Genomic DNA, 11,935 nt, shown 5'->3' with positions numbered 1-11,935 from the left:
TTCCTTATTGAAATATTTGTGCATGTTTTTTTACAATACTGACGAAAGCTTCCACTTGAGGAAGTTCAAATGCTGCATCATAGCCAATAAGCCAAGTATCACGCGTTAATTCAAACTGTTCTTCATTATTAGTTAAAGGAATTTTTTGGACATCTTCTTGACCAGTCAATGTAATGGATGGCAAAATAGCATACCCAATCCCATTTAGAGCCATTTGCTTACATGTCTCAATTTGATCTACTACTATTTGTCTTTTTGGGTTGCTTGAGAAATGCTTTTGCCACCATTGCTGAATCTCTTGATAATAGTTCGAATCACTTTTGAATTGAATGAATGGTTTATCAGTCGTTAAGACATCGTCTATAGAAGTCATTTCTTTATCAACTAAATAGAGCGTGTCTCGGAACAGATGTATTTTATTCCCTTTCCAATCCGTTTGCCCCCGGACGATGCCTATTTGCGCTTCCCCATCATATATCGCTTTGACAATTTCTGAACTCCAGCCAGTTAGAAGAGAAATTTTTGCTTCTGGATACGTTTGAACAAAATCCTTCAGCACTTTCGGCAACCAATTTTGACCAACAATAGAAGCACAAGCAATTTTCAATGTCCCATGCACTTTAGATGTGAGCGATTGTATCGCTTCATAAAGTTCTTCTTTTTGCTGGATCATATTCGTCGCAAATTCAATGATTAATTCGCCTTCTGGTGTTGCTGTTAATCCTTTTTGGGAGCGCAAAAAAAGTTTGGTATTCCATTCTTTTTCGATTGTTTGAAGTCGTTGCGATAGTGCCGGTTGGGAAAGAAATAAACGCTCTGCTGCTTTTCTCATGTTTTGTTCTTCTGCTAATGTTTTGATAACGATAAAATCTGAAGTCATTGTTTATCCTCCTTACATGAAAAAGAAGGCCCTTTATATATAAGAGGCCTTCTTTCGTTTTTACACCATTATACTTGAGATTCTTGTGTTTGGTATAAATACTTTTTCATTTGCTTTAATATAACTCTTCTAGTTAAGATGCCCATAAACGTTCGCTCGTCGTCGATTACACATAAATAAGGATTATCTACTAATAAATCCAGCCCTTTTTGGAACTTTTCTTTGATATGGATAACCGGTACGTCCGTTTTCATTATATCGTCAACTTTTAGATCAGGTAGTCGTTCATATTCAATATGTTCGAGTCCTAATATTTCATCCGTTATTTGTTGGGAGCTTATTAGACCGTGTAGTCTATATTTTACGTCTAGTACTGGGATGGAAGAATATCCAGTTTTCGTCAATACTAATAATGCATGTTCGGCGTTATTTCCTAATTGAACATGTGCTACTTTTTCTGCTGATATAATATAATCCTCGATCGGGATTTGTAAAAAGTCTTTACTGCTTGTAACTATCATAGCATTCTACTCCTTTGTCTGTTTTCACTTTAAGAAAACATCCCCTATGAAACTATGATAGCATATGAACGGATAAAAATACCATGGAATCGCTTTCATTTAATTTTTTATTTTGTTTGGAATGAAAAAGTTACACTTGTTACTGGATAGTTCTCGCAGTATAGGGATACTGTGTCGTAGTGAATTGACTAGTGACCGCTATGATTTTCGCTGCAGGGCGGACGCTTTCCGTGGGGTGAGCGATCAGCCTTCACCGCCGCGCCTGCGCGCGAACGTTGTGAAGTCTCATTTTGCTCACTTGATCCCACTGGAGTCGCCGTCTGCAGCGAAAATCAATGAAAATCGCCAAATTATTGGGATCCCATATTAACAATAAATGGTTGAACGAGACAATCTCCACTGCGAACGCGACAATAAGATAACTGAACACGACAAACTAGTCGAGTAGATGCCGGTCAGGCGTGTTCGACGGTCTTTAAGACATATAACTCCTATAATAGGTCGGAATTATAGTTGTCTCACATCAAGTAAAGAGCCTTTTTGAGAATTGGTTGCTTTCACGAGTAATTTGGTTGCTCTCATGTTGATTTGGTTGCTTTCGATATAGAATTGGTTGCTCCCAGTGATCGGTTGGTTGCCCTAAGCCATTTACTGGATGCATGAATGGAAAAACTGGTTGAAATTTTGTTTTTTAATGGGATGGTATGGATAATTGGGCAATTTCCACTGATTTTCTCTACAGGCGTCGACTCCTGCCGGATGAGTGGGCTAATGAGACATCCCAACGTACGCCTATGGGCGGCGGGGATGGCTCATCGCTCACCCAGCGGAAAGCGTACGACTGTAGCAAAAATCACAGCGGACACTTTATTCGCCTTGCTACCACGTAGTATCCCTAAACTGCGATCAATAAAAAAGTGGCATAGCTAATATTATTTGGAGAAAGTTTCACGACTACAACATTAACCTGGTAACTTGCTATACAAAAAAAACCGTAAATCTGTAGTACAATTTACGGTTAAATAATATTCATATAAGATTGGTTGATGTCGTCTATTGGTACCGGGCGACTGAAATAGTAGCCTTGTGCTTTTTGGCAATTGGCTGATTTTAAGATTTCGACTTGCTTGTCTTTCTCCACACCTTCCGCAATTACTTCCATCCCTAAGCTATGCGCAAGTTGGATAATTGTCGTTGCGATTGCTGCATTTTTTTCATCTAGCTCCATATCTTTAATAAACGATTGGTCAATTTTAATAATATCAATCGGATATTTTTTCAAATAACTGAGAGAAGAATAGCCTGTTCCAAAATCGTCTATTGAAATAACAACTCCAATGTTCTTCAATTCTTTTAGCATGGCAAAAGTATCTTGCATATCCGTCATGGCACTTTCTGTTATTTCGACCTCTAACGAAAATGGATTAATACGATATTTATTTATCTTTTCCCGAATTTTTATCGCAAAGTTTTCTTGTTTGAATTGGTTAGGTGAAATATTAACTGCAATGCGAACTGGGCGATAACCTTTTTCTTGCCAATATTCTAGTTGCTTACATACTTCTTCTAATACCCAATCGCCAATTTGCATAATCATTCCAGACTCTTCTGCAAGGGGGATAAACTGCATCGGCGACACATATCCGAACTTTCGATTATTCCAACGCAACAATGCCTCAAAGGAGTCAATCTCTCCCGTTGCTAAATTTACTTGTGGTTGATAGTGAATCGTTAACTCTTCTTTTTCAATGGCTCTTCTTAGATGAGACTCCATTAAAGCTTCATTTGGAAAGGATAAATTCATCTGCTCTTGAAAATAGCGATAATGAGCTCTTCCTCTATCTTTCGCTACATACAAAGCTTGATCTGCCTTAATAAGTAGTTCATCTAAATTATCTCCATCTAGTGGATACATCGAAATACCGATAGAAGCCGTTACAAAATATTCTTGATGATCTAAATAAATTGGTTTGGACAATTCACCTAATAAATTTTCTGCAAAACTGCTTGTCTCTTCTCGTGTTTTGCCTTTTAAAATAAAGACAAATTCATCACCACTTTGACGATACAGGTTACTTGATTTATTCATAAAAAGGCTTAGACGATCTGCAATTTTCTTTAATAGTTCATCACCATAATTGTAACCAAGCGATTCGTTTATAAGTTTAAATCGATCTAAGTCGATTCGCATAATAGCAATTTTAGTATTTTTATTATGGGCTTCGATTAAATTGTCACGTAGATGTTCTTTTAAAGCACGGCGATTCCATAAACCAGTCAAATGATCATGGTATGCCAAATAAAATAGTTGTTCCTTTTCATCGGCACTTATTGTCAAATCTCTTAATACTAAATGATACTCTTTCACATTACCTTCATCATGAATGGGAATTGCTTTCAAATATACATATACATAATGTCCGTTCGCATGCTGGAAAAGACATTTTTGCAATTCAGCAGGATAGCCACTCAATGTTTGCTTGATCATAAGTTGAAAATTGCTAAGCGAATTACTTTCGATAAACTGTTCAATCGGTTGATGTAAAAGTGTAGTTGAGTCGTAACCTAACGCTTTTGTAGTCACTGCATTCGTATAATGAATTATTCCACTTTCGTCTACTAATAAAACAGAATCTGTATTATAATTCAAGAGAGACATATATTTTTCTTTTATTGCAAGTAAATCTTGTTTTTCGATTAAGTCGTTCTTCGTATTATGCAAAGTTAATCCGTATACACTGTTTTCTTCGCTTTGTAGGGAAACAATCGTCATATCAATTGAATAGTTACCATTTTGATTCGTAAGAAGTAAATTACTATGTACATTCTGTTTTTCAACGTTCAAACTATTTAGAATTACATGCAACTGATTCCAGACTTCCACTGAAAAAAATGATGCAGATTCATCACTTGAATCTTCAAAAAAACTTTCGGCTGCATGGTTGTAATAGATTACAGAAAACTTTTTTTCGCTTTCTCGTTTCAGTAAAATAAACGGCAATGGATTCCCATCCATCATTTTTGCTAGGTTATTATTCATGAGAAGCTTGGGTATTACTGAATTGTTCATGGAATCCTCCAATTTGAATCGAAACTAACTAGTACGAAACAATAATAATCAAATGCGCCTCGGCGTATTTGCGCCCAGATTTTATCGAGCTTGCTCGATAAATTCCTCTAAAAATCTGTGGCATCCGCCGGAGGCTTTAACTTTATTCAGCACTTATTGTTTGCAACGAGTAAACACAGGAGCAAGGATTAGTGGTTCTTCGCTAAATTGTATACTTACTTTACAATCATTTTATCACTTTTTATTAGCGGGAAACTTTTGCTGAATGAAGTTAAAATATTACTTCACCTTATTTTATCGGCATTACGACGCTTATCTTTAGTCCGTTACCACATAATACTTTTTTGATTTGTGTATACAATTTAACTGAAAATTGGTATGATATAGTAAATATAATATATTGAGGGGGGTTATTATGACAAATAGTACAGAAGATGAACGAATAGCTACTGCCATTTATACAGTCAATCGCCATGCTAAAACAGCCATTGATAAAAAGCCGCTTTACCTGTTAAAAAAACTAGCCATCGATAAGATGTTACAAGAAGACAAAGCCAAAAAAGTCGGTCTACATTTTGTACGAAATCCAAGGAATAGCCAACAGCAATCCTCCGTATTAATTCAATGCGCAGACTACTACTTCCATATGATCCCAACAAAAGAGGATTTTAAGCAATTACCTCATCTCGGTCATCTAGATGATACTTATCGAAATCCTATCCGAAAAATGAATTTAAAAATGGCAAAACAAGTACTTACTGATTACATTGGACCTCAATCTACGGTGAAGAATCCCTCTACTAACTCTCCACTGGGTACCCAATCTTATGCTAGGCCAACTAATCGAAAAAAACAAACAATGAAATCATATTTAGATTATTAATTCCCCCCCTGAATCAACATTATTAGAAACCAAAATAATTCACTTCTTGTTTATGATCGAACAAGGAGTGTCTTATTTTATTTGGTCTGCTGTTTAATCAATTTCCACTATAACTATTGGCCAAATAAGTAACAATATGTTGAACAGGGACACTTCTTTAAAATCGAAAAGCAGAAATTCAATATAGAAGGACTGAGCCGCCAAAATTGCATCTTTGGCTGCTCTTATTTCGATAAGAACGTGGCTATTCTTTGATTTCGAATAGCTTATTTGTGTTTTCGAACCGCACCGAACAAACAATAACTACTTCATTACCGAAAAAATGCGCAAGGGGTGCGACTTTATCGCGTCCCTTGCACATTATAAAGATCCGGTAATAATGTAGGTCTTGTTTTGATTCAAAGCAATTCAAAAGCGACCATACAAAGAGCACACAAATATTCTTTAGACTTACAAAATATATTGATCTATTTTCAATACTAGTTCGGCAATTTCTGGTTTGCTAATTTGATCTTCTGCCCCCACTTGATCTCCTTTATGACGGAGGTCATCTGTTATTAAGCTCGAGAAAATAAGAACAGGTAATTTTGCTAAATGACTATTTTCTTTAATTTTGCGAGTTAATGCATGTCCGTCCATTTGCGGCATTTCAATGTCCGTTACAACCATTTGTACATGTTCCGCAATGTCAGGTGAAACCTTTTCTAACTCTTCTAAGTAACCTAGGGCGTCTTTTCCATTTTCAAAAAATTCTAGGTTAACATAGCCCGCTTCATGTAAAGTATCATTCAATAACTTACGAAGTAGTGGCGAATCCTCTGCAATGACGATTTTTTTATGAGATCGTTCTCGCTCGCCAAGTTTTTTAACCGATGCCACATTTATGCCTGATTCTGGATTTATATCTACAATGATTCGTTCGTAATCTAGTAATAGAACCATTTCCTCGGCGCGTTTAATAACACCAATCACATGAGAAGTACCACCTTGATATATATCACTCGGTTTTTCGATTTGCTCCCATGATATCCGGTGAATTTGGGATACATTATCTACATGGAAAACAACTTTTTGTTTGTTAAATTCGGTAACAATGTATTTTTCTTGTTCACTTTTGTTTATTGCCGGTAGTCCAAGCACCTTTGCCATACTTACAACTGGTAGAACTTCTCCACGTAATTGTATGATTCCTTCCACATGCGGGTGAGCATGCGGAATAAAAGTTACTGGGATCGGTTGAATGATTTCTTTTACTTTAATGACATTAATCCCAAACTTACTAGAACCTACTTGAAATTCTACTATTTCTAGCTCGTTCGTACCGCTTTCTAACAATATTCCTTTATGATCGTTCATATGAATCGCCCTTTCTATTTACAGCAGCTAAGTAGATTGTATCATATAGTAGGTTTAAGTCCCTATTTCATTCGTACGATTTTATAAGTGCTTGTGTACCGTTATCTTCATAACCTTTTGCGACTAACTCATCGTACATCGATTTTGCTAGTTGTAATCCTGGGAGTTGTAAGTCCATTTTTTCTGCTTCTTCTAGCGCAATTTTCATATCTTTGACAAAATGTTTAATATAGAAACCTGGTTCGAAGTTTCCTGCTATCATACGAGGAGCCAAATTACTTAATGACCAAGAACCAGCTGCTCCTGTAGAAATGGATCGTAACACTTGCTCTAAATCGAGCCCGGCTTTTTGTCCATATGCTAGTGCTTCGCAAACACCTATCATTCCAGTTGCAATTGTTATTTGGTTACACATTTTCGTATGTTGCCCCGCTCCGGCAGCCCCTTGATATAAAATGGTTTCTCCGAAAAGGTTTAGTAGAGGTAAAACTTTATCAAACGTCGCTTTCTCTCCACCGCACATAATTGATAATTTCCCTAATTGCGCTCCAATATCTCCACCAGAAACTGGTGCATCTAGCGCATGCATACCTCTTCCTTTTGCAGCATCTTCTATTTTTTGAGCAAGAGTTGGTGTGGATGTTGTCAGATCAACTACAACTAAACCTTTATTGTCAGCAGCAAGAATACCGTTCTCTCCTAAATAGATTTCTTCCACATCATTTGGATAGCCTACCATTGTAAATACAACTTGCGAATTGTTTGCTACGTCACTTGCACGTTCTACCCAAGTCGCACCTAGTGAAATTAGTTCCTCTGCTTTTTCCTTTGTTCTTGTATAAATAACTACTTCATGACCCGCATTTAGTAAATGTTTTACTAAACTTTTACCCATTACACCCGTACCAATAAATCCAGTTTTCACGTTTTCTGTCATGTCATTTCCCCCAAATCGTATTTTCATACTCCTAGTGTACCAAAAAAAGAGGACCATCCAAATAGCTTTTGGATGATCCTTTAAAAAGGGGGAAATGAGAATGTTGCTGTGTTCTTTATTAATATGCCCGTTTTACATTTTCTTAAACATCTTTTTTAAAAAATTTTTCATTTTTTATTTTTTCTATGCTTACTATGAACAATTCTCCTTTTTCAGAACTGATCATCTTTCCTCCATATCTAACTTCTTCATATATTTGAAAAAAGAATGGGTCTACTCGCCATTGCATACGTTTAAACCATTCTCTAACTGTTTCACTTCTATTTCTATCAAAATCATACGTGTGAGCTTCTAATTCAAACTGTGCGTATTTCTCTCGCAAATAGGAAGTTTCCACTTGATATAAAGAGTTCAATTGGTTTGTTTCTTTTTCTTCTCCTGCAGCCAGTTGATTATTTTCATATTGTACATCCGAAATCTCTATTTCTATATTCTTCGGTTTATTTCTCCACAAGTAATAAATAATAAATAAAACAGCAACTACACCTATCACTATAAAAATCCATTCTACCGGGAAATTAATAAATGTTTCATTGGTCGCTACATCTTTCGTTTCTGTCTCCACTTGTTCCTCTTCTGGGATGAGTTCTTCCTCTTCCAATACTCTTATTTGCAATCCTTTTAATATAGCTTCTATATATTCTAGAACAGGAGCAAGAGGAATGAGTGCGACACGAAGTATTATCTCGAATAATAAATCAAACAGTTTACGCAAGAAAGGGATAGCAAAATAAATAACACTAGATAGACTCATTACGCCAACTATACTAAGCAAGTATATGCCCAATAAATTAGTTTTCGGTGATGCATGGTATTCGTCTACATTCATCGAAACAGCGATTAATCGAGCTCCCCCAAAAAGCACTATACCAGCAATAAATACGGTATAAAGTACAAAATGATAATCCGTGTAACCTAAAAAATAACTAACAAAATGAACTGTTAGAAACGTAAAAAAATAGGAAAGAATAAAGGGATTATCCATCGTTTGTTCCACTTGAGCGTTATTAAATCTTGTCTGTATCCGCCATATGGAAAAGACAACACTTCCCGCAAATAGCCAAATTGGAGCGCCAAATAAAAACATAGGGAGCAGAAGGAAAAAAGGGATTACAAAAGGGACAATACTGTTTGGACCTATTTTTCTAAAAAATACTACGCTAACGACCACCATAGTGATTTGTAGTCCAATCCAAAGAAATGGTAAAGCTAGCGTCGTTTGATGTTGTATTAATACAAATAGTAATGCTCCGAACCATATATCTCGCAAATAGTTCCCAAATGATTGAGCTTGAATCTTCAAAGTGATAGTCGGTTGATGCATCATAAAACTCCCTCTGGAAATGTACTCGTTTCATACAAAACATTTGTACGCTGTTCTAAACGACTCAGGAAGGGAGCGTACTGTTCTATTTCATGGGTCATAACACTTACAGCAACGGGTAACTCCACAAAACTATCTATGTATGCAAGAACCTTTTCAAATGGGATTAAATTATCACTTCTCGATAAGATAGCGAGAAGTTCTAATCCTTGTTTACGATGTGCATCTCCGCTCCCTAAAGGTAAATAAACTAAAGGAAATTTCCCAAAAGTGCGAATATTTACGGCAAATGAATAGGGAATATCTTTTTTATAGCAGACCTCCATCTGTGAAGCAAGCCACTCAATTTTTTCTTCAAAATCAGCAACTACCCCATACTTTTTCTTGACGTTAACGACGAATAAGACAGAGACATTCGCCACTTTTGTAAATACCTTCGTTTGTAATTGTTGCGTTCTTGCACTTGCCTTCCAGTGAATGTGATGGAATTGGTCGCCTGGTATATATTCTCTTGTTCCTACCGGAAAAAAAGGATCATCATATAAGGAAGAATTCAATTGTAAATAGCCTTCCTTTAATCGAGATGGGGTAAGATTATCATCCAACTTATGAATTTGTGGATAAACGATAGCATCTATAAGAATCATTGGTTTAAAATCGAGTATTATTGACCCATCTGTTAGAGGATGCGGAATTTGTAGTTCAATTTGCTTTATCCTCGCCAAGCCTCTATGCACTCCTTCAACTGGGATCTTTACAGTTACTTGTTTTTTATAGCCGATAGAAAAAGGCAACTTTACTTCGTGAAAAACTGCCGATGTTGTATAGCTAATCCCATTTGGTGCTATACATGTTTGAAAAGAGATTAATAGAGTTGCATTCCAAATCGGTATCCCTTTATTTTGAAAGGTTAGTTCTAGATCAGAAGTAGTATTTTTAAGTAAACGGATTCTCTTTTTTTCATTGACGAGTTCAAGTTTTTTGCCGACTTGTCGGAAATAATACATGTTCAAAAGAACAATAATAAGTAAAAATGAAAAGATTGAAAACAGGAGAAATTGTTTAAACAAAAAACTTAGTATCAATGAAAATACTAATATCTGCATATAATTTTTCATATGTTGCAATCCAAAATCTTTACGAATCCAGCTCATCGAGTATTCGCCTCTACAGGTGCTTCAATGGTCTGTAAAAGTTTTCTCATCACTTCCTCCATATCATGGATTAACATTCCCTCAGCTGATAGTTTCATACGATGTAGACATACAGGTTCTACTACTCTCTTCACATCATCTGGAGTTACGAACATACGGCTATTAATAAAAGCATTCGCTTTAGCTGCTTGAAGAAGTGCTAGTGATGCTCGACTGCTTAATCCTAATTCTATATATGGATGATTTCTTGTGCTATGTACGATTTGAATAATATAAGTCAAAATATCATCATGCACGGCTACTTCTTTTACTTGTTGTGACCATGTTTCTATTTGTTCCAATGACACTACTTCTTGTATCGGCAGCTCCCCAGGAGATCGTCCAAACTGCTGTAATATGACTTTTTCTTCCGCAACAGTTGGATAACCAATCGACAGTTTGAATAAAAATCGGTCTAATTGCGCAGCTGGTAATGGAAAAGTACCTTGTCCCGATTCAACTGGGTTTTGTGTCGCAATGACCATAAAAGGGAATGGCAATTTAATCGTTTCGCCATCAATCGATACTTGCTTTTCTTCCATCGCTTCCAGCAAACTAGACTGGGTTCGTGGAGTTGCACGATTAATCTCGTCCGCAAGCAATATATTACTCATTACAGGTCCTACACGAAGGATAAAGGTCTGTTTTTGTGGATGAAAATAACTAATACCTGTTACATCGGACGGCAATACATCTGGAGTAAATTGAAGTCGTTTAAACTCCCCTTGTATAGCTTCTGCAAAAGCTTTTGCCATCATCGTTTTACCTGAGCCTGGTACACTTTCTAAAAGGACATGTCCTTGTACTAATAGCCCCATTAACATGAAATCAATTTCTTTTTCTCTTCCAATAATTGCTTTATTCAACTCTCCCTGTAACCGCTTTATATTATGCATGGACAATTCTCCCTTATTGAGCTATTTTGATTTTCCATTTGTATCATACTCATTTAAAAGTCTATCAAGCTCTTTACTAAGGTTAATCGTTTCTTTATGAGAAACTCCTTTTTCTAAAGCAGCCTGAATCATTTTCTCTCTTGTCAATTCTAATTCTTTTAATAGCTCTTCCACCATTTAAAACGCCCCTTTACAAAATGTACATATATTGCAGTATACCTTCTGTATATTCTCTCTAAACATTTGCTTTTCGGGCGACTAGGAACAAGTTAGCTTCTAGCGACACGTAAATACGTATAAATTATTTCTCCGCCTTGCGTTGCTTTTCCAGAAAAATGTTTAAAATCTTCCCTGTTAACTAATACTTCTCGAAATGATAAAAAATCTCCTTTGGAAATTGTTAATATTTCAATGTCACCACTTTGTAACATATTCAATTTTTCTTCATATGAATTCATCTAAAGCATTCCTTTCTGTTTACTAATCATGTATACTTTCAATACTTTTGGTTAAAATACTTTACGTCTACCTCATTTTAGGGCAAACTGTATTGTATTAAGTTCTAAAAGGGGATGGAACAATCTATGAAAATAGCTGAAGTTGGTAATATTGTTGAATTTAAAGATGGTTTGCAAGGTATTGTTGAAAAAGTGAATGAAAACTCTGTTATTGTCAATTTGACATTCATGGAGAATTTTAATGAGCTAGAAATGGAAGAAAAAACTGTGATTAATCACAAGCGTTATAAAATATTATATAGTAATGAAGATTAAACGTCATGCCGTTCCTCTCACTTTAAGAAGAACGGCTTTTGA

12 protein-coding genes are annotated in these 11,935 nt (G+C 35.9%); 2 read left to right on the top strand and 10 right to left on the bottom strand.

From position 1 onward, the window contains the following. Positions 1-4 precede the first annotated feature (4 nt). The 3 genes from ACIQ38_RS04250 to ACIQ38_RS04240 form a co-directional block, all read right to left on the bottom strand. Entirely contained in the window at positions 5-880 is an 876-nt protein-coding gene (locus ACIQ38_RS04250; RefSeq protein WP_402818436.1) for a transcriptional regulator CcpC, read from the bottom strand. Between the two features lie 68 nt (positions 881-948). Beyond that, entirely contained in the window at positions 949-1,401 is a 453-nt protein-coding gene (gene cbpB, locus ACIQ38_RS04245; RefSeq protein ID WP_402818433.1) for a cyclic-di-AMP-binding protein CbpB, read from the bottom strand. A gap of 1,018 nt (positions 1,402-2,419) precedes the next feature. Further along, positions 2,420-4,471: an EAL domain-containing protein gene (locus tag ACIQ38_RS04240; RefSeq protein WP_402818430.1), complete on the bottom strand. Its 2,052-nt coding sequence runs from the start codon at positions 4,469-4,471 to the stop codon at positions 2,420-2,422. A gap of 415 nt (positions 4,472-4,886) precedes the next feature. On the opposite strand from ACIQ38_RS04240, the gene ACIQ38_RS04235 reads away from it, so the two are divergent. Continuing rightward, the gene (locus ACIQ38_RS04235; protein ID WP_402818428.1) at positions 4,887-5,354 is read left to right on the top strand and encodes a YkyB family protein; all 468 of its coding nucleotides are present in this window, start codon (positions 4,887-4,889) and stop codon (positions 5,352-5,354) included. A 450-nt stretch (positions 5,355-5,804) separates the two neighbouring features. Here ACIQ38_RS04235 and ACIQ38_RS04230 read toward each other — a convergent pair whose 3' ends face one another. The 7 genes from ACIQ38_RS04230 to ACIQ38_RS04200 form a co-directional block, all read right to left on the bottom strand. Continuing rightward, positions 5,805-6,710 carry a chemotaxis protein gene (locus tag ACIQ38_RS04230; RefSeq protein WP_402818426.1) on the bottom strand — a complete coding sequence of 302 codons (906 nt, stop codon included), beginning with the start codon at positions 6,708-6,710 and terminating at the stop codon, positions 5,805-5,807. Between the two features lie 67 nt (positions 6,711-6,777). Beyond that, complete coding sequence (locus ACIQ38_RS04225) at positions 6,778-7,647, bottom strand: NAD(P)-dependent oxidoreductase (RefSeq protein ID WP_402818424.1); 870 nt, start codon at positions 7,645-7,647, stop codon at positions 6,778-6,780. Between the two features lie 142 nt (positions 7,648-7,789). Further along, complete coding sequence (locus ACIQ38_RS04220) at positions 7,790-9,034, bottom strand: hypothetical protein (protein ID WP_402818421.1); 1,245 nt, start codon at positions 9,032-9,034, stop codon at positions 7,790-7,792. After that, entirely contained in the window at positions 9,031-10,185 is a 1,155-nt protein-coding gene (locus ACIQ38_RS04215; RefSeq protein ID WP_402818419.1) for a DUF58 domain-containing protein, read from the bottom strand. Before ACIQ38_RS04215 ends, ACIQ38_RS04220 begins: the two co-directional genes overlap by 4 nt. Further along, positions 10,182-11,120: an AAA family ATPase gene (locus ACIQ38_RS04210; RefSeq protein ID WP_402818416.1), complete on the bottom strand. Its 939-nt coding sequence runs from the start codon at positions 11,118-11,120 to the stop codon at positions 10,182-10,184. Before ACIQ38_RS04210 ends, ACIQ38_RS04215 begins: the two co-directional genes overlap by 4 nt. A 21-nt stretch (positions 11,121-11,141) precedes the next feature. Continuing rightward, positions 11,142-11,297: an aspartyl-phosphate phosphatase Spo0E family protein gene (locus tag ACIQ38_RS04205; RefSeq protein ID WP_402818413.1), complete on the bottom strand. Its 156-nt coding sequence runs from the start codon at positions 11,295-11,297 to the stop codon at positions 11,142-11,144. A 92-nt stretch (positions 11,298-11,389) separates the two neighbouring features. After that, a complete protein-coding gene (locus ACIQ38_RS04200; RefSeq protein WP_402818410.1) occupies positions 11,390-11,578 on the bottom strand; it encodes a hypothetical protein in 189 nt (62 codons plus the stop codon). Between the two features lie 126 nt (positions 11,579-11,704). Between ACIQ38_RS04200 and ACIQ38_RS04195 the strand changes: the two genes are divergently transcribed. Then, on the top strand, positions 11,705-11,893 hold the full coding sequence (locus tag ACIQ38_RS04195; protein WP_402818407.1) for a YkvS family protein: 189 nt from the start codon (positions 11,705-11,707) through the stop codon (positions 11,891-11,893). Positions 11,894-11,935 lie beyond the last annotated feature (42 nt).

The organism is Psychrobacillus sp. NPDC096389 (genome assembly GCF_044762855.1).
In the GTDB taxonomy this organism is placed as follows: domain Bacteria; phylum Bacillota; class Bacilli; order Bacillales_A; family Planococcaceae; genus Psychrobacillus.
Note: the sequence above shows the minus strand (reverse complement) of the source record. Positions and strands in the feature narration are given on the sequence as shown.